Source organism: Pseudomonas sp. LJDD11 (assembly GCF_024584215.1).
Lineage (GTDB): Bacteria > Pseudomonadota > Gammaproteobacteria > Pseudomonadales > Pseudomonadaceae > Aquipseudomonas.
The window spans coordinates 101,850-117,717 of the sequence record NZ_JANJFL010000016.1 but is presented as its reverse complement, the minus strand read 5'-3'; the positions used below and the strand labels follow the sequence as shown (position 1 = coordinate 117,717).

The 15,868-nt window shown below is 59.9% G+C and carries 19 protein-coding genes; 7 read left to right on the top strand and 12 right to left on the bottom strand.

The annotated features are described in order from the left end of the window. Positions 1 to 149 precede the first annotated feature (149 nt). Both prpB and NRB16_RS18690 read right to left on the bottom strand, forming a co-directional pair. Positions 150 to 1,043, bottom strand: coding sequence for a methylisocitrate lyase (gene prpB, locus NRB16_RS18695; RefSeq protein ID WP_253117749.1), 894 nt, complete (start codon positions 1,041 to 1,043; stop codon positions 150 to 152). After that, a complete protein-coding gene (locus tag NRB16_RS18690; protein WP_045491943.1) occupies positions 1,040 to 1,759 on the bottom strand; it encodes a GntR family transcriptional regulator in 720 nt (239 codons plus the stop codon). The genes prpB and NRB16_RS18690 overlap by 4 nt, the downstream gene beginning before the upstream one ends. 252 nt (positions 1,760 to 2,011) lie before the next feature. Between NRB16_RS18690 and NRB16_RS18685 the strand changes: the two genes are divergently transcribed. From NRB16_RS18685 to pabB, 4 genes are all read left to right on the top strand, one after another. Further along, on the top strand, positions 2,012 to 2,542 hold the full coding sequence (locus NRB16_RS18685; RefSeq protein WP_144403325.1) for an ATP-dependent zinc protease: 531 nt from the start codon (positions 2,012 to 2,014) through the stop codon (positions 2,540 to 2,542). A 4-nt stretch (positions 2,543 to 2,546) separates the two neighbouring features. Next, positions 2,547 to 4,085 carry an inactive transglutaminase family protein gene (locus NRB16_RS18680; protein ID WP_253117746.1) on the top strand — a complete coding sequence of 513 codons (1,539 nt, stop codon included), beginning with the start codon at positions 2,547 to 2,549 and terminating at the stop codon, positions 4,083 to 4,085. Beyond that, positions 4,085 to 5,059 (top strand): alpha-L-glutamate ligase-like protein, encoded by a 975-nt coding sequence (locus tag NRB16_RS18675; RefSeq protein ID WP_162484360.1) that lies wholly within the window; start codon positions 4,085 to 4,087, stop codon positions 5,057 to 5,059. Before NRB16_RS18680 ends, NRB16_RS18675 begins: the two co-directional genes overlap by 1 nt. A 101-nt stretch (positions 5,060 to 5,160) precedes the next feature. Next, entirely contained in the window at positions 5,161 to 6,504 is a 1,344-nt protein-coding gene (pabB, locus tag NRB16_RS18670; RefSeq protein ID WP_045491952.1) for an aminodeoxychorismate synthase component I, read from the top strand. Between the two features lie 55 nt (positions 6,505 to 6,559). On the opposite strand, the gene thrH is transcribed toward pabB, so the two are convergent. Next, positions 6,560 to 7,177: a bifunctional phosphoserine phosphatase/homoserine phosphotransferase ThrH gene (gene thrH, locus NRB16_RS18665; protein ID WP_045491954.1), complete on the bottom strand. Its 618-nt coding sequence runs from the start codon at positions 7,175 to 7,177 to the stop codon at positions 6,560 to 6,562. A 203-nt stretch (positions 7,178 to 7,380) separates the two neighbouring features. On the opposite strand from thrH, the gene NRB16_RS18660 reads away from it, so the two are divergent. After that, positions 7,381 to 8,115, top strand: a complete 735-nt coding sequence (locus NRB16_RS18660) for a phosphoadenylyl-sulfate reductase (RefSeq protein WP_253142329.1) — start codon at positions 7,381 to 7,383, stop codon at positions 8,113 to 8,115. A gap of 118 nt (positions 8,116 to 8,233) precedes the next feature. Here NRB16_RS18660 and cysB read toward each other — a convergent pair whose 3' ends face one another. The 4 genes from cysB to NRB16_RS18640 form a co-directional block, all read right to left on the bottom strand. Further along, positions 8,234 to 9,208: an HTH-type transcriptional regulator CysB gene (gene cysB / locus NRB16_RS18655; protein ID WP_045491959.1), complete on the bottom strand. Its 975-nt coding sequence runs from the start codon at positions 9,206 to 9,208 to the stop codon at positions 8,234 to 8,236. A 136-nt stretch (positions 9,209 to 9,344) separates the two neighbouring features. Then, positions 9,345 to 9,833 (bottom strand): universal stress protein, encoded by a 489-nt coding sequence (locus tag NRB16_RS18650; protein ID WP_257106653.1) that lies wholly within the window; start codon positions 9,831 to 9,833, stop codon positions 9,345 to 9,347. A 103-nt stretch (positions 9,834 to 9,936) separates the two neighbouring features. Next, positions 9,937 to 10,917 (bottom strand): putative 2-dehydropantoate 2-reductase, encoded by a 981-nt coding sequence (locus NRB16_RS18645; protein WP_257106652.1) that lies wholly within the window; start codon positions 10,915 to 10,917, stop codon positions 9,937 to 9,939. A 24-nt stretch (positions 10,918 to 10,941) separates the two neighbouring features. After that, the gene (locus NRB16_RS18640) at positions 10,942 to 11,304 is read right to left on the bottom strand and encodes a thioredoxin (RefSeq protein WP_144403405.1); all 363 of its coding nucleotides are present in this window, start codon (positions 11,302 to 11,304) and stop codon (positions 10,942 to 10,944) included. A gap of 181 nt (positions 11,305 to 11,485) precedes the next feature. Between NRB16_RS18640 and NRB16_RS18635 the strand changes: the two genes are divergently transcribed. Further along, positions 11,486 to 12,562 (top strand): 3-deoxy-7-phosphoheptulonate synthase, encoded by a 1,077-nt coding sequence (locus tag NRB16_RS18635; protein ID WP_257106651.1) that lies wholly within the window; start codon positions 11,486 to 11,488, stop codon positions 12,560 to 12,562. A 73-nt stretch (positions 12,563 to 12,635) separates the two neighbouring features. Here NRB16_RS18635 and NRB16_RS18630 read toward each other — a convergent pair whose 3' ends face one another. Both NRB16_RS18630 and NRB16_RS18625 read right to left on the bottom strand, forming a co-directional pair. Further along, the gene (locus tag NRB16_RS18630) at positions 12,636 to 12,929 is read right to left on the bottom strand and encodes a GNAT family N-acetyltransferase (protein WP_045491969.1); all 294 of its coding nucleotides are present in this window, start codon (positions 12,927 to 12,929) and stop codon (positions 12,636 to 12,638) included. Positions 12,930 to 13,111: 182 nt separating this feature from the next. Then, the gene (locus NRB16_RS18625) at positions 13,112 to 13,294 is read right to left on the bottom strand and encodes a hypothetical protein (protein ID WP_144403327.1); all 183 of its coding nucleotides are present in this window, start codon (positions 13,292 to 13,294) and stop codon (positions 13,112 to 13,114) included. Positions 13,295 to 13,461: 167 nt separating this feature from the next. On the opposite strand from NRB16_RS18625, the gene oprI reads away from it, so the two are divergent. Continuing rightward, positions 13,462 to 13,713, top strand: coding sequence for an outer membrane lipoprotei OprI (oprI, locus tag NRB16_RS18620; protein WP_045491971.1), 252 nt, complete (start codon positions 13,462 to 13,464; stop codon positions 13,711 to 13,713). A gap of 144 nt (positions 13,714 to 13,857) precedes the next feature. Here oprI and NRB16_RS18615 read toward each other — a convergent pair whose 3' ends face one another. The 3 genes from NRB16_RS18615 to NRB16_RS18605 form a co-directional block, all read right to left on the bottom strand. Then, positions 13,858 to 14,835 carry a L,D-transpeptidase family protein gene (locus NRB16_RS18615; protein ID WP_045491974.1) on the bottom strand — a complete coding sequence of 326 codons (978 nt, stop codon included), beginning with the start codon at positions 14,833 to 14,835 and terminating at the stop codon, positions 13,858 to 13,860. 85 nt (positions 14,836 to 14,920) lie between these two features. After that, positions 14,921 to 15,202 carry a hypothetical protein gene (locus NRB16_RS18610; RefSeq protein ID WP_045491976.1) on the bottom strand — a complete coding sequence of 94 codons (282 nt, stop codon included), beginning with the start codon at positions 15,200 to 15,202 and terminating at the stop codon, positions 14,921 to 14,923. Between the two features lie 57 nt (positions 15,203 to 15,259). Further along, entirely contained in the window at positions 15,260 to 15,868 is a 609-nt protein-coding gene (locus tag NRB16_RS18605; RefSeq protein WP_257106650.1) for an arylesterase, read from the bottom strand.

Here is a 15,868-nt window from a genome sequence, read left to right as displayed (position 1 = left end):
GTTCACAGTCTTGCGACGATCATCTGCAGGAGCGAGCTTGCTCGCGAAGGGGCCGCGATAGCCACAGCATCTGCTGCATATGTGCCGCAGTCTTGGCTAGCATGCCAGCTCCTACCGACGTACAGACGCCTGACCGAGCTGTACCTGGTTCAGCCCTTCTTCTGGGCAAACAGCGCATCAAGCTTTTGCTCGAAGCGGTGGTAATCGATCGCGTCGTACAGCTCCATGCGGGTTTGCATGGTGTCGATCACGTTCTTCTGCGTGCCGTCGCGGCGGATGGCGTTAAATACGTTTTCTGCGGCCTTGTTCATCGCGCGGAACGCCGACAGCGGATAAAGCACCAGGCCTACGCCCACCTCACGCAACTCGTCAGTGCTGAACAGCGGCGTGGCACCGAATTCGGTGATATTGGCCAGGATCGGCACGCCGACCCGGCTGGCGAACTGCTGATACATGGAAAGCTCGGTGATCGCCTCCGGGAACACCATGTCGGCCCCGGCTTCAATGCAGGCCGCCGCGCGTTCCAGCGCCGCGTCCAGACCTTCAACCGCCAGCGCGTCGGTGCGTGCCATGATCACAAAGCCAGGATCGGTACGGGCATCCACTGCGGCCTTGATGCGGTCGACCATCTCCTGCTGGGAGACGATTTCCTTGTTGGGCCGGTGGCCGCAACGCTTGGCGCCGACCTGGTCCTCGATATGAATGCCGGCGGCACCGGCCTTGATCATCGAGCGTACGGTCCGCGCCACATTGAAGGCCGACGAGCCGAAGCCGGTGTCGGCATCCACCAGCAGCGGCAGATCGCAGACATCGGTGATACGCCGCACATCGATCAGCACGTCTTCAAGACCCGAAATCCCCAGATCCGGCAAGCCCAGCGAACCTGCCGCTACCCCGCCACCTGACAGATAAATAGCCTTGAACCCGGCGCGCTGGGCCAACAGGGCGTGGTTGGCGTTAATGGTGCCCACCACTTGCAGGGGCTGCTCGCTGGCCACTGCATCGCGCAGGCGCTGGCCGGGACTGGTATGGACGTGACTCATGCTTCACCTCGGTCGGGGGCGGCCTGGTAATGCCGCTCGATATTGCGTCGGGAGGCGCCGATATGGCGGCGCATCAAAAGTTCGGCCAGCTCGCCATCACGGTCGGCGATCGCATCGAGAATGCGATGATGCTCGGCAAAGGCCTGGCGGGGACGATTGGGTGTCGTGGAGAACTGAATGCGGTACATGCGCACCAACTGATACAGCTCGCCGCACAGCATCTGGCTCAGGGTCTGGTTGCCGCTGCCCTGAATGATCCGGTAGTGGAAATCAAAATCGCCCTCCTGCTGGTAGTAGCCCAGCCCGGCCTGGAACGCTGCGTCGTGCTCATGGGTATGCAGCACGTCGCGCAATTGCTGGATCTGCGCCTCGCTCATCCGCTCGGCCGCCAGCCGACAAGCCAACCCTTCCAGCGACTCACGGATCTGGTACAGCTCGATCATCTGCGCATGGGTAAGCGACACTACCCGCGCCCCGACGTGCGGCACCCGCACGACCAGGCGCTGGCCTTCGAGCCTGTGAATTGCCTCACGCAGCGGACCACGACTGATGCCGTAGGTGCGCGCCAGCTCCGGTTCAGAGATTTTGCTGCCGGGGGCGATTTCGCCGCTGACAATAGCGGCCTGGATACGCCGGAACACATTCTCGGAAAGTGTTTCAGTTTCTTGCCCGGCAGGTACGCCGGCTGGCGGCAACGGCTCAACCACATCCAGCATATTGTCGACACCTTTGATTTCACATACCCGACAATCTAGCCAACGATAGGAAATACGTCAAAACAAATACATGGATTGTCGACAATCGTCTAATACCGGACGAAACAATGATAGCTGGCAGTTGGCTGGCGTCATAAAGGCTTCATGTTAGAATGCCCGGCGTTTTTTGCCCCTCTTTACATGACCTGCGAACCCATAGCCCCGCTGCGGGTCTGAGGCTGTCACCGTTTTTCTCCGATGTACCAGGACCCAATGACCCGCTTTTTTCTGTTCTGCCTGCTGATACTGCCCCTACCCGCACTCGCTGCCGACCGATCGGTCTACGGCCTGAACGAATACGCCCGGCTGCCGGAAATCGACCTTGATGTGCCCGCCAAGCTCGACACCGGTGCTGTCACCGCCTCACTGAGCGCCCGTGACATCTCGTATTTCACCCGTGACGGGCAACGCTGGGTGCGCTTCTACCTGGCCATCGACAAGGCTCATGCCCACCCCATCGAGAAACCGCTGCTGCGGGTCGGCCAGATCAAGCGCCGCGCCGATGATATGGGCGCCAATAAAGAACAGCAGTACAGCGCCAGGCCGGTGATCAGCCTGGACGTCTGCCTGGGTGAAGATTTACGTCACCTGGAAGTGAACTTGACCGACCGCCGCGCTTTCCAATACCCGCTTTTGATTGGCGCCGACGCACTCAAACGCTTCAACGCGATGGTCGACCCCAGCTTGAAATACGCCGCCGGCAAACCTGCCTGTGCCGCCAAAATCGCTCAACACGCAGAGTAATCCCATGCGCGCTCTTACCCTTCACCTGAAAATCCTGATCGGCGTCCTGGTCACCTTGGGCCTGGCGATCACGGCCTGGCAGGTATTGGTGCTCGGCATCCCGATGACCGAAGACGAAACCGACGACCTGTGGAATATCGACGCCAAGATCGAATTCCTCGCCAACGCCAAAGAGTCGGTCAAAGTGCAGATGTTCGTTCCGCCGCTGAACCAGGACTACATCAGCCTCAACGAGAGCTTCATCGCCAATAACTATGGGGTCAGCGTCAATCGCGTCGACGGCAACCGCAAGGCCACCTGGTCATCGCGCCGCGCCAACGGTAACCAGACCCTGTACTACCGGCTGGTGCTGACCAAACGCTACAGCGCTGACAAACCCAAGCCCAAAGGCCCGATTTTCCGCGATAGCCTGCCGGTAGAAGGGGCCGAGAAGATCGCCGCCGACGCCCTGCTGGCCCCCATCCGCCAGCACTCGGCGGATGTCGAAACCTTCGTCAGCGAGGCGATCAAGCGGGTCAACAACAGCAACGACGATAACGCCAAGTTGCTGCTCGGAGGCGATCCGTCGCCGGCCCGCAAGGCCCAGGTGGTCGACCTGCTGCTGTCGATCGCGCATGTGCCAATGGAAAAGGTACACACCATTCGCCTCGAAGCAGGCACCCCGCAGACTCCGGAACTGTGGCTGCGCAGCTTCAACGGCAAGGATTGGCTGTATTTCAACCCATTGACCGGTGAGTCCGGCCTGCCGGGCGATCGCCTGCTGTGGTGGACTGGCGACGAGCCGCTGGTCAGCGTGGATGGCGCCCGCAAGGCCACGGTGAGCTTCACCCTGAGCAACAGCGAGATGAACGCCATCCGCCTGGCCCAGCTCACCGATGAAAACACCGACGCCGACTTTCTTTCCTACTCGCTGTACGGCCTGCCGCTACAAACCCAGCAGAGCTTCATGATCATGGTCATGATCCCCATCGGCGTGCTGGTGATTCTGGTGCTGCGCAACCTGATCGGCCTGCAGACCCTGGGCACCTTCACACCGGTCCTGATCGCCCTGGCCTTTCGCGAGACCCAGCTGGACTTCGGCATCCTGCTGTTTACCGTGATCACCGCGCTGGGCCTGTCACTGCGCTCTTACCTTGAGCATCTCAAGCTACAGATGCTGCCGCGCCTGTCGGTGGTGCTGACCTTCGTGGTGGTACTGATCGCGGTCATCAGCGTGTTCAGTCACAAGCTGGGCATCGAACGCGGCCTGTCGGTATCGCTGTTCCCGATGGTGATCCTGACCATGACCATCGAACGGCTGTCGATCACCTGGGAAGAGCGCGGCGCCAGCCATGCCATGAAAGTCGGGGTGGGCACCCTGTTCGCCGCCTCGCTGGCCTACCTGATCATGACCGTGCCGGAGCTGACCTACTTTGTGTTCACCTTCCCGGCCATCCTGCTGGTGCTGGTCGGCTTCATGCTTGCCATGGGTCGCTACCGCGGTTATCGCCTGACCGAGCTGGTTCGTTTTCGCGCCTTCCTAAAAGAGGAAGACGCCAAATGATTGGCTGGTGGAAGACCTGGAAGGAACTGCAAGCGCGCGGCATCATGGGCATCAACCGGCGTAACGCCGACTACGTGCTCAAGTACAACAAGCGCAGCCTGTACCCGATTGTCGATGACAAGATCATCACCAAGGAGCGCGCCATCAGCGCCGGCATTCATGTGCCGCAGATGTACGGCGTGATCTCCACCGAGAAGGAAATCGACCGTCTGGACGAGATCATCGGTGGCCATGATGATTTCGTTATCAAGCCGGCCCAAGGTGCCGGTGGCGACGGCATCATGGTCATCGCCGACCGTTTCGAGGACAGCTTTCGCAGTGTCTCCGGGCGACTGGTCAGCCGTTCGGAGATCGAGCACCAGATTTCCAGCATCCTCACCGGCCTGTATTCGCTGGGCGGCCATCGCGACCGGGCGCTGATCGAATACCGGGTAATTCCCGACACCATCTTCAAGAGCATCAGCTATGAAGGTGTGCCCGACATTCGCATCATCGTGCTAATGGGCTATCCGGTGATGGCCATGCTGCGTTTGCCGACCCGTCAGTCCGGCGGCAAGGCCAACCTGCACCAGGGTGCCATCGGCGTGGGCGTCGACCTGGCCACCGGCATCACCCTCAAAGGCACCTGGCTGAACCGCATCATCAGCAAACACCCCGACACCGCCAATGCGGTGGATGGGGTGCAACTGCCCTATTGGGACGGGTTCATGAAGCTGGCGGCCGAATGTTACGAGCTGTGCGGCCTGGGCTATATCGGCGTCGACATGGTGCTGGACCAGGAAAAAGGCCCGTTGATTCTCGAACTCAATGCCCGCCCCGGCCTGAACATCCAGATTGCCAATGACTGCGGCCTGACTCTGCGCACCCATGCCATTGAAGCGCATCTGGAAAAGCTGGCGCTCAACGATGAACAACAAACCCCGGAGCAACGGGTTAGGTTCGTTCAGCAGCTGTTTGGCCACGTGCCCGCCTGACCCGCATACTTCGCGCGCCAGCCAGACAACGACAGGGGTCTGTCCTGATGGGGCGCCGGTGATTACAATCAGCGCCTTTCCGTCGTTGATCGTAGTCACGCATGCCAACCTGCACGCTGCACCCTTTGCCGTACTCCCCTGATCCGGGTGTCTATTTCGCCAGGATTCGCCAGGCGCCCGGCGCCGTGTTGCTCGACAGTGGTCGGCCGACGGCGCAGCGCGGCCGCTTTGACCTGTGCAGCGCCTGGCCATTGGAAACCCTGCAATGCCAACAGCAGGAAAGCGGCGAGGCATTCCTGCAACGCCTGCGCCAGGCATTGACCCAACTTGGCAGCGCCGACCTGCCGACAGGCTGCGAGCTGCCTTTCGCAGGCGGCTTGATGGGCTACCTGGGCTATGACTTCGGCCGTCGTCTGGAAACCCTGCCGGGCCAGTCGGTGGACGACCTGCAACTGGCAGACGCCCAAATAGGGCTGTATGCCTGGGCACTGATCAGCGACCATCAGGCCGCTACCAGCCAGTTGATGTTTCATCCCGCCCTGGCCAGCACCGAGCGCCAGCGGCTGATCGAGCTATTCAGCCAACCGGGCGATAACCGTGTTGACACCTTCCGGCTGCACAGCCCGTTTGCCGCCAACCTCAGCGCCGACCAGTACCGCGCAGCGTTTACCCGCCTGCAGCACTACATTCAGGCAGGCGACTGCTATCAGGTCAACCTGACCCAACGCTTCCAGGCCACCTGCTCGGGTGATCCGTGGGCGGCCTATACCGCTCTACGCGAAGCCTGCCCGACGCCCTTCTCGGGCTATATACCGTTAGCCGAAGGTGCTGCGCTGCTGAGCGTATCGCCGGAGCGCTTCGTTCAGGTGCACCAAGGCCAGGTTGAAACCCGCCCCATCAAAGGCACCCGGCCACGCAGCCTGGACGCTGACGAAGACCAGCGGCTGGCCGATGAGTTGCTGGCCAGCCCGAAGGATCGTGCAGAAAACCTGATGATCGTCGACCTGCTGCGCAACGACATGGGCCGCAACTGCCGGACCGGCTCGGTGCGGGTGCCGGAGCTGTTCAGCATCGAAAGCTACCCCAACGTGCACCACCTGGTCAGCAGCATCACCGGCGAACTGGCCGCCGACCGTGACGCCCTGGATTTGCTCGGCGGCAGCTTTCCCGGCGGCTCCATCACCGGCGCCCCCAAGATCCGGGCCATGCAGATCATCGATGAACTGGAACCACAGCGCCGCGCCCTGTACTGCGGCTCGCTGCTGTATCTGGACGTGCGCGGCGAAATGGACAGCTCGATTGCCATCCGCAGCCTGCTGGTCAAGGATGGCAAGGTGTCCTGCTGGGCCGGCGGCGGCATCGTTGCCGACTCGCAATGCGAGGCGGAATATCAGGAATGCTTTACCAAAGTCGGTGTGCTACTGCGTACCCTGGAGAGCCTGTAGGAGCCGGTTCAGCGGCGAAAGCTTGCGCCGCTGAAGAAGCCCGGCGGTGCCCGCCCTACAGGCTCAACTCACGATTCGACGCCTTGATGAACTCTTTCTTCAAGTCCTCAAAGCTATGCACCGCCGGGAACTGCGGGAATTCGCGAATCACGTTGTCCGGCGCATGGAACAGAATTCCGGCGTCGGCTTCCCCTAACATGGTGGTGTCGTTGTACGAATCGCCGGCCGCGATCACTCGGTAGTACAGGCTCTTGAAGGCCAGTACCGACTGGCGCTTGGGGTCTTTCTGGCGCAATTGATAGCTGATCACCCGATCCGTCTCGTCAGTGATCAGGCGGTGGCACAGCAGGGTCGGGAAGCCCAGTTGACGCATCAGCGGCTGCGAGAACTCGTAGAAGGTATCCGAGAGGATGACCACCTGAAAGCGCTCGCGCAGCCAGTCGACGAACTCCACGGCGCCGTCGAGCGGCTTGAGGGTGCCGATCACTGCCTGAATATCGGACAGCTTCAGGCCATGCTCGTCAAGAATGCGCAGGCGCTGCTTCATCAGCACGTCGTAGTCGGGAATGTCCCGAGTGGTTGCCCGCAGGGCTTCGATACCGGTTTTTTCGGCAAAGGCGATCCAGATTTCCGGAACCAGCACACCTTCCAGGTCGAGACAGGCAATTTCCACAGAACACTCCTTGAATGGATCTTGAGAGAAGCGGCACTTTAGAGGCTAATGTCGCCACAGCGCAAGCTGACGTCGCATCTGGAAAAAACCTCGCCACTGTCAGGCTCCACGCGGGGGCAACGCGCTCACACTCAGACAGTTTTTGTTACCATGGCCGCCACCACGAGCGCTTAAGCGCCACCTCAGTACTAGGAACACACCTGATGAGCCAACCATTCGACGTTGCCGAACTGGCCGCGGCGTACGCCAACAAATCCCCCCAGGACATCCTTAAACTGGCCTTTACTCACTTCGGCGATGAACTGTGGATCTCGTTCAGCGGTGCCGAAGACGTGGTGCTGGTGGATATGGCCTGGAAGATCAACAAGAACGTCAAGGTCTTCAGCCTCGACACCGGCCGTCTGCATCCGGAAACCTACCGTTTCATCGACAAGGTGCGCGAGACCTACGCCATCGACATCGATATCATTTCGCCGGATCACAGCAAGCTTGAGCCTTTCGTACGCGAAAAGGGCCTGTTCAGCTTTTACAAGGATGGCCACGGTGAATGCTGCGGTGTGCGCAAGATCGAACCGCTGCGCCGCAAGCTGAGCACAGTGAAAGCCTGGGCCACCGGCCAGCGCCGCGATCAGAGCCCGGGCACCCGCAGCCAGGTTGCCGCCCTGGAAATCGACGGTGCGTTCTCGACCCCAGAGCGCCCACTGTACAAGTTCAACCCGCTGGCACAGATGAGCAGTGAAGAAGTGTGGGGCTATATCCGCATGCTGGAACTGCCCTACAACAGCCTGCACGAACGCGGCTTCATCAGCATCGGCTGCGAACCCTGCACCCGCCCGGTGCTGCCGAACCAGCACGAGCGCGAAGGCCGCTGGTGGTGGGAAGAGTCGACCCAGAAAGAATGCGGGCTGCACGCTGGCAATTTGATCAGCAAGGCTTGAGCAAGCTGCCGTAGGAGCGACCTTGGTCGCGAAGATTGGCCAGACGCCGCAAATGCGGAGGCTGTATCGGCTCTTTCGCGACCGAGGTCGCTCCTACAGTTGTTCACTTTGATATTTGTCAGTGAACAGGCAATTCCACGCCGGCGAACAGCTCTTCAAGCTCTTGCTTGTTATGGCAATGAATGGCCTTGGCCATCATTTCACGGGTCAGGTGCGGGGCGAATTTTTCGATAAAGTCGCACATGAAGCCGCGCAGGAAGGTACCGCGACGGAAGGCGATCTTGGTCACGCTCGATTCGAACAGATGGCTGGCATCCAGCGCCACCAGATCCTTGTCCAGCTCCTCATCGACCGCCATGTGCGCGACGATCCCCACCCCCAGGTTCAGCCGCACATAGGTTTTGATGACGTCGGCGTCAGCCGCAGTGAACACAACCTTGGGCACCAGGCCACGATTGCTGAATGCTTCGTCGAGCTTTGAACGGCCAGTGAAGCCGAACACGTAGGTTACGATCGGGTACTCGGCAAGCAATTCCAGGGTCAGTTTCGGCGCCTTGGTCAGCGGATGCCCCTGCGGCACTACCACACAACGGTTCCAGCGATAGCACGGCATCATGATCAGATCACCGAACTGCTCCAGCGCTTCGGTGGCAATCGCAAAGTCCACCGTACCATCAGAAGCCATCTCGGCGATCTGTGTCGGTGAACCCTGGTGCATGTGCAAGGCCACATCCGGATACTGCTTGATGAAACTGCCAATGATCGGCGGCAGGGCATAGCGCGCCTGGGTATGGGTCGTGGCAATCGACAGGGTGCCTTTCTTCTCGTTGGAGAATTCCTGGGCAATCTGTTTGATGCTCTCGACCTTGCGCAGAATTTCGCCTGCGGTCGTGATGATCCGCTCGCCAGCCGGGGTGACCCGGGTCAGGTGCTTGCCGCTGCGGGCAAAGACTTCCACGCCCAGTTCGTCTTCGAGCAGGCGAATCTGTTTACTGATCCCCGGCTGGGAGGTGTACAGGCTCTGGGCCGTCGCCGAAACGTTGAGGTCGTGGTGCGCCACTTCCCAGATATAGCGCAGTTGTTGAAGCTTCATAGGTATCCCTCAAGCAGATGGGCATCAGCGACGGTATATAACTGTATTAATGGTCTGAGTTAGAAAGCTAGAACTTTTTATCACCTTTACGCGGTAATGGCACGCGCGATTTCACTTCAGACCATCAATTTTTTCATCACTGCCCGCTCTGCATCATGGGCACCATGTAAACCGGTACAACCGAATACTGCAAAACCCGGGCAACGGTACGCCCGATCGGCGCGCCCTCCCCGACCATTCGGCTATGACTGCCGATGACCAGCAGGTCTACAGCCAGTTCACGTGCCTGTTCGAGAATCACATTGGAAGGATCGCCCTGCACGACTCGCACCGTGCGGATGAAGGACAGGTCCTGATGCCCTTCGCCCAGCTCTTCACGAAACCCGTCGAGCATCCGTTGCTCTATGCCTTCCATGAATGTACTCACGCCTTTGCCGTGCAACTGCCGGAGTGCTTCATCACCCAGATAGCTCTGTAGCACCGACTCGGCGAACAGCCCCAGCGGCTCGACAACATGGATGACGTGCAGCCGCGCATTGAAGGTTCGAGCCAGTGCCAACGCATGTTGCGTCACGTAAGGCGCGTACAGACCGAGATCTGTGGCATACAGCATCGAACGAATCATACGGCCTCCCGGACTGCCAGAAATGGCGGAGATTGATTGAGCTTAGCAGCGCCCTACCAATGCGGCGGCGAACCTGGCACCGGTCCGCCATGCCCGTATCAGCTTATGCCAGGGCGGCTGGCACATCCGCCCGTTGACGACGATCGATGAATGTCAGCGCCTGATACAGCATGCGCACCTGTGGCATGTCACATCCGGCGGCACGGGCTGCGTTCAGCGGTGCTTTGTAAATGGCCTGTAGCTCCAGCGGGCGCCGCTCACGGTAATCGAGGTACATGCTCGGCCAGTAGTCGGGCATTTTTTCGGTAAAGCTGAACAGGGTCTGGGCATACTGCTCCGGCAGCACATGGCCACAGGCAGCAGCGCCCTGAATCACTTCATTCATCAGGCTCACAATCAGCTCGCGAACAGCCGGGTCATTCATCAGTGCCCCGGTACCCGCCTGCAGCACCACCGACAACCCGTTATAAGGCACATTCCAGACCAGCTTCTGCCAGCGCGCCTGCTGCAGATCTGCCATGGCCTGGCTGTCCACCCCGGCAGCGCGCAGTAATGCTGCGCCCTCCTCGACCACCGCCTGACGCTGCGCCGACTCGCTTGCCGGACCACTGTGATAGCCCAGGTTGACCGCACCACCGGACTGATGCACGACGACACCGGGCGCCTGGCGGTACACCGCGATGAAACACAGCCCGCCAAGAATATGCAGGGTCTCGGGCAGCAAGGCACGTAATTGGTCTTCGACACCGAGACCGTTCTGCAACAGCACAATCCGCGCGCCAGGCGCGGCGGCCTGGGCGATCAACGGAGCCAGGTCAGCGTTAGAGGTCGATTTGGCGCCGACCAGCAACCAGTCGCAGGGCGGCATGTCGGCAACGCTGCGGTGGGCATTGACCGGTGCAAGCAGCAAGGGGCCGTGTACCTGGCTGTCGACCCGCAACCCCTGCCGGCACACGGCAGCGAATTCGCTACGCAGTAAAAAATGCACGTCGAAGCCGGCGCGCGCCAGCATCAAGCCATAAAAACCGCCGATCGCACCGGTACCGATGATGCCGATGCGCGGGCGTTGAGTCGTTAAGGTCATTGGCACAGATCCTTGTTGTCAGGCTCAGGGCAGCTCGTCAGGCTGCTGGGCGAAGGCCTTCTCAAGCGCCTGAGTGAGCATTACCCGGTTCAGGGAGGAGCGTATCGCACCATAAAACTGGCCGTCACACACCACAAACAAGGCCGGCAAATGAAACACTTCATAACGCGCCACCGCACCGCCGTTACGTTCAGCGTCGATCCAGCACAACCGTTCAAGCGGCAAGCTCATGTGTGGCAGTTGCTCGTAAGCCCACCGGCAACTGGCACAGCCTTGTCCGGTGAACAGCAACAGTGAGCGGCCTGGCAAATCCAATAGCTGACGGTCAATATCAAGGTCAGTGAGCTGCAATTGCTCCACGCGGTACGCTCCAGAACGACAAGGCATGAGTTTATCGAGATTTGCGTCACTGTTCATATGCCGCTCATGGGCGGCGCAGATTGGCCAGCGCACGGTAACGCCAGCTTGTAGAAACACGCGCTAACGCGATAAGGTTCGGCACCCGCAACGCTCAATATGCTGGGACCGCCCGCCGGCGGCCAGCCACCGTGACCAGATGAGTAAACCGATGGCCGATTTACCGATTGACGACCTTAACGTCGCTTCCAACGAGACACTGATCACCCCGGATCAGCTCAAGCGCGAGATCCCCCTGACTGCTGCGGCGCTCAAGACCGTAAGCGAAGGCCGTGAGGTGATCCGCAACATTCTCGATGGCAAGGATCACCGCCTGTTCATCGTGATCGGCCCCTGCTCGATCCACGATCTGAAGGCAGCCAAAGAATACGCCGAGCGCCTCAAGGCGCTGTCCGCTGAAGTGTCGGACACGCTCTATCTGGTCATGCGCGTGTATTTCGAAAAGCCGCGCACCACCGTGGGCTGGAAAGGCCTGATCAACGACCCGTACCTGGACGACTCGTTCAAGATCCAGGACGGCCTGCACATTGGTCGGCAACTGCTGCTGGATCTGGCCGAGATGGGCCTGCCTACCGCCACCGAGGCGCTGGATCCGATCTCGCCGCAGTACCTGCAGGACCTGATCAGCTGGTCGGCTATCGGCGCCCGCACCACCGAATCGCAGACCCACCGGGAAATGGCCTCGGGCCTGTCTTCGGCGGTAGGTTTCAAGAACGGCACCGATGGCGGCCTGACCGTAGCAATCAATGCCCTGCAGTCGGTTTCCAAGCCGCACCGTTTCCTGGGCATCAACCAGGAAGGCGGCGTGTCAATCGTCACAACCAAAGGCAATGCCTATGGCCACGTGGTGTTGCGTGGCGGCAACGGCAAGCCCAACTACGATTCGGTCAGCGTCGCCTTGTGCGAGCAAGACCTCAACAAGGCCAAGATCCGCCCGAACATCATGGTCGATTGCAGCCACGCCAACTCCAACAAGGACCCGGGCCTGCAGCCACTGGTCATGGAGAACGTGGCCAACCAGATTCTCGAAGGCAACCAGTCGATTATCGGTTTGATGGTTGAAAGCCACCTTAACTGGGGTTGCCAGTCGATTCCGAAAGACCTGGCAGAGCTGCAATACGGCGTATCAATCACCGACGCCTGCATTGACTGGTCGGCGACTGAAAAGACCCTGCGCAGCATGCACGCCAAGCTCAAGGACGTATTGCGGGCGCGTAACCGGGGCTGAGGCCCAGCCCCAGGCCACAAGCACAATGCAACAGGCGGGGCAAGCCCCGCCGTTTTCAATTCTGGGTGACCGATCAGCCAATCACATCCTGGGCGCCGCTACGGCGCTGATGGCGCTCCATGTAACGCTCGACATACGAGCACGATGGAATCACGGTATAGCCGCCCTGGTCAGCAAAGGCCAGCGCATGCTCAGTCAGCGCTGCCGCAACACCGCGACCGCGCAGGGCATCAGGCACGAAGGTGCGATAGAAATCCAGGGTCTGCTTGCCCAGGTCCATGTAGGTCAAATAGGCGCGATGGCCGTCGATCTCGACTGCAAACTGATGTTTGGCCTGATCATGTTCAATGGACAACGCCTCGCTCATCATTACTCCTAGCGGGTCTTGGAATTGGACCCCTACCTTACCGATGTTTTTCCGGCGAAGGAACCTCTATGCCGCCCTGTGTTGTACAGGTAACGACCGACACATCGCCTATCAACCTGAACAGCACTACCAAATAGTAGGCGTGATTGTCCAATCTACTCAAGCAAACCGTCCGTTAAAAATCAGGCCCCGCAATCTGCTGTTTGATAATGGAACCTGACACTCTCGCAAGTTGTCCATTGAGACGCCTTGATGACCGCTAAAGTCACTGTGACATCACGCCACAGGCTGCCCAGGCTTTTGCAAAGACCCTGAACAGCAATCAACAACAGCTCGTCCGTCAGGCCGAAGTGGATAGTTTTCATACAATCCACTTGAGAAGTATGACGAAAGACTTTCAGCGACAAGAATTTTGTGGGTATCTTGCGCTTCGTCCGTTTACTTACTACAAACAATGAGTACTATGTACGCCAGTCATTTTCTCACTTTCGAGAGATGACGAATTTGAAATAAGTCCTTGAAGGGGAACACGATGAACAACGTTCTGAAATTCTCTGCTCTGGCTCTGGCCGCCGTTCTGGCCACCGGTTGCAGCAGCGTCTCCAAAGAAACCGAAGCTCGTCTGACTGCTACTGAAGATGCAGCCGCACGTGCACAAGCTCGTGCTGACGAAGCCTACCGTAAGGCTGACGAAGCTCTGGCTGCTGCTCAGAAAGCTCAGCAAACTGCCGACGAAGCCAACGAGCGTGCTCTGCGCATGCTTGACAAGGCTAGCCGCAAGTAATAGTCCCTTCGGGATTGTGAAAAGGCCGACCCGCTCGCGGGTCGGCCTTTTTTATTGCCTGGGGAACCGGCGGCGCAGGAGCGGCTTCAGCCGCGAACGGTTCAATTTAGCGCAATAGGCTTCCCTGCCCAGCGCTTTCATCAATTACTGAAACACCGCCTGCACATTGTCCTGCACAGGCACCGCCGGGGTATTGGCGGCCGGCACGGCGATTTCGGTCGGGATGCCGTCTTCCGCCGCTACGACGTCACGCACCAGATCCCAGTTGGTGCGCATGTTATTGGCCAGGTCCTCGTGCTTGAGCAAGCTATTGATCACCGCAGTGTGCTTGTCGACGACCGAAGGGTTGCCTTGCTCATCGAGCGGGGTGTGGGCTTCAAGGTAGACCTTGCCGCCGCTGACACCGAATTTGTAAGGTTCGTTGATGATGCGCACCGAGGTGCCAACCGGGGCCATGTCAGCCAGGGTCAGGACGTCGTTGTTGTACATCCGAAAGCAGCCGTGGCTGGTGCGCATGCCGATGCCGAACTTTTTGTTCGAGCCGTGGATCAGGTAGCCAGACATACCCAGGCCGAACTTGAACGGTCCTAGCGGGTTGTCAGGGCCGGCAGGCACTACGGCGGGCAGGATATCGCCATCGGCCGCATGTTCGGCGCGGATCGACGCTGGCGGTGTCCAGGTCGGGTTCGGCGTTTTGGCAACGATGCGGGTATTGCCGATTGGCGACCCCCAGCCCTCGCGACCGATGCCCAAGGCGTAGGTGTAGACCACGTTCTTGCCCTTGGGGTAGTAATACAGGCGGTATTCGGCCAGGTTGATCACGATGCCTTCACGCGGGCCGGGTGGCAGGATGAAGCGGGTTGGCAGCGTGACCCTGGTACCGGCGCCAGGCAGCCAGGCATCGACGCCGGGGTTGGCGGCGATCATTTCCAGGTAGCCCAGGCCATAGCGGGTGCCCAGATCGGCGAAGGTGTCTTCGTACCTCGCATCGATGACCTGCACCTGGCCGACGATATCCTCGCCTGGCGGCGGCAAGGGCAGTTCGGTGGCCTGGGCAGAACAGGCGACCCACAGGGCGGCAAGCGACAGACAGCGGGCAACGACAGGAATGCGCGACAACATCCGGTGAAATCCTTCGGCTAAACACGGTAGAAATCGCAGTGTACACCCGGCTTGACGCGACCGGGAGCCTGCTGGCTCGCGCCGCTTACAGTTCCGGCCAGATCGGGTGCATGCCACGCCGCTGCGCGTCAAGGATGGCCTTGCACAGCGGGCACAGGCGCTCTTGCTGAAGTATTTGTGTCTCAACCTGTAACAGGCGCGGCTGAGCCGGCAGCAACGTACCGCACAGCGTTCGGTCGGCGGTGCCTCCCAGCACCAGTTGCCGGGCGATCAAATGGACCCTGGCTTCCTGGCAGGCGAACAGATCGAGCTGTTCGTCAGGTTCGATCATCTGATAAGCAAAAAGGGACCAGGCAGGGCGCGGCATGGAGGGCTCCAGTGAGGGGGGCGCAACATTAGCCGAAAGCGCCCCGCTGGAAAAGCCTCAAAGCAAGGGTTTCAGGGTCGGCCAGACGTTTTCCAGCAACGTGTTCTGGGCCGCGGCGGCAGGGTGGATGCCATCAGCCTGCATCAGCGCAGGCACCCCGCCTACCCCTTCAAGGAAAAACGGCACGAACGGCAACTGTTTCTCCCTGGCCAGATCAACATAGGCGGCTTCGAATGCCTGGGTATAGCGCGGCCCGTAGTTAGGCGGGATCCGCATGCCCAGCAACAGCACCTTGGCACCGGCCTGTTGTGACTGATCTACCATGCTGGTCAAGTTTTGTTGCAATTGCGCGGGCAGTTGTCCACGCAGGCCATCGTTACCGCCCAACTCAAGCACCACCAGTTGCGGTTTATGCTCTGCAAGCAGCGCAGGCAGCCGCGCGAGCCCGCCGGCGCTGGTGTCGCCACTGATCGACGCATTGACCACCTTGCTGTCGAAACCCTGCTCCTGCATGCGTTTTTGCAACAGACTCACCCAGCCCACACGGGTATCCAGGCCGAAAGCCGCGCTGATACTATCCCCAACGATCAACACTGTGCCCGCCGCTGCGCCCTGTGACAGCAGCAACAACGACCCCAGAGCAGCATTCAATAACCACGCACGCAT

Excerpts from the sequence above, each read along its gene's own strand:
- NRB16_RS18610 (WP_045491976.1), bottom strand. The coding sequence starts at position 15,202 with ATGCCGCGCCCTGCCTGGTCCCTTTTTGCTTATCAGATGATCGAACCT.
- oprI (WP_045491971.1), top strand. The coding sequence starts at position 13,462 with ATGAACAACGTTCTGAAATTCTCTGCTCTGGCTCTGGCCGCCGTTCTG.
- pabB (WP_045491952.1), top strand. The coding sequence starts at position 5,161 with ATGCCAACCTGCACGCTGCACCCTTTGCCGTACTCCCCTGATCCGGGT.
- NRB16_RS18680 (WP_253117746.1), top strand. The coding sequence starts at position 2,547 with ATGCGCGCTCTTACCCTTCACCTGAAAATCCTGATCGGCGTCCTGGTC.
- prpB (WP_253117749.1), bottom strand. The coding sequence starts at position 1,043 with ATGAGTCACGTCCATACCAGTCCCGGCCAGCGCCTGCGCGATGCAGTG.
- NRB16_RS18685 (WP_144403325.1), top strand. The coding sequence starts at position 2,012 with ATGACCCGCTTTTTTCTGTTCTGCCTGCTGATACTGCCCCTACCCGCA.
- cysB (WP_045491959.1), bottom strand. The coding sequence starts at position 9,208 with ATGAAGCTTCAACAACTGCGCTATATCTGGGAAGTGGCGCACCACGAC.
- NRB16_RS18615 (WP_045491974.1), bottom strand. The coding sequence starts at position 14,835 with ATGTTGTCGCGCATTCCTGTCGTTGCCCGCTGTCTGTCGCTTGCCGCC.
- NRB16_RS18605 (WP_257106650.1), bottom strand. The coding sequence starts at position 15,868 with ATGCGTGCGTGGTTATTGAATGCTGCTCTGGGGTCGTTGTTGCTGCTG.
- NRB16_RS18640 (WP_144403405.1), bottom strand. The coding sequence starts at position 11,304 with ATGCCTTGTCGTTCTGGAGCGTACCGCGTGGAGCAATTGCAGCTCACT.
- NRB16_RS18690 (WP_045491943.1), bottom strand. The coding sequence starts at position 1,759 with ATGCTGGATGTGGTTGAGCCGTTGCCGCCAGCCGGCGTACCTGCCGGG.
- NRB16_RS18660 (WP_253142329.1), top strand. The coding sequence starts at position 7,381 with ATGAGCCAACCATTCGACGTTGCCGAACTGGCCGCGGCGTACGCCAAC.
- NRB16_RS18645 (WP_257106652.1), bottom strand. The coding sequence starts at position 10,917 with ATGACCTTAACGACTCAACGCCCGCGCATCGGCATCATCGGTACCGGT.
- NRB16_RS18625 (WP_144403327.1), bottom strand. The coding sequence starts at position 13,294 with ATGAAAACTATCCACTTCGGCCTGACGGACGAGCTGTTGTTGATTGCT.
- NRB16_RS18635 (WP_257106651.1), top strand. The coding sequence starts at position 11,486 with ATGGCCGATTTACCGATTGACGACCTTAACGTCGCTTCCAACGAGACA.
- NRB16_RS18630 (WP_045491969.1), bottom strand. The coding sequence starts at position 12,929 with ATGAGCGAGGCGTTGTCCATTGAACATGATCAGGCCAAACATCAGTTT.
- NRB16_RS18650 (WP_257106653.1), bottom strand. The coding sequence starts at position 9,833 with ATGATTCGTTCGATGCTGTATGCCACAGATCTCGGTCTGTACGCGCCT.